Here is a 496-nt window from a genome sequence, read left to right as displayed (position 1 = left end):
CACCTTCTTTAAGAGTTTTAGGTGCGCCATCAACGATGTCTTTAGCTTCTTTCAGACCCAGACCAGTAATTGCGCGAACTACTTTAATCACGCCAACTTTTTGGTCACCGGCAGAAGCCAGTACTACGTCAAATTCAGTTTTTTCTTCAGCAGCAGCTGCACCAGCACCTGCAGGACCTGCAACTGCAACTGCAGCAGCAGAAACACCGAATTTTTCTTCAAAAGCTTTAACCAAGTCGTTCAATTCCATTACGGTCAAAGAACCAACTGCTTCCAAAATGTCTTCTTTAGTAATAGCCATGCTATTTATACTCCAAATATTGTATTAAAAAATAATTGATTAACAGAAACAAAATTGATTAAGCGGCTTCTTCGCCTGCTTTTTTCTCTGCCAAAGCAGCCAAACCGCGCGCAAAGCCTGATACAGGAGCTTGCATAACGAACAACAGTTTGGACAACAGCTCTTCGCGGCTCGGAATAGAAGCCAACTCAGCAA

At 42.9% G+C, this 496-nt stretch carries 1 protein-coding gene and 1 pseudogene; both read right to left on the bottom strand.

Translation table 11 applies throughout. The features are described 5' to 3' along the window. A partial coding sequence (rplL, locus tag ACTHUR_RS19035) for a 50S ribosomal protein L7/L12 (protein WP_440400338.1) occupies window positions 1-301 on the bottom strand: 301 nt, incomplete at its 3' end. Between the two features lie 58 nt (window positions 302-359). Beyond that, window positions 360-496, bottom strand: a pseudogene (locus ACTHUR_RS19030) (50S ribosomal protein L10); the annotation flags it as partial.

The sequence above is a fragment of the Neisseria sp. P0021.S007 genome, assembly GCF_051956855.1.
Note: the sequence above shows the minus strand (reverse complement) of the source record. Positions and strands in the feature narration are given on the sequence as shown.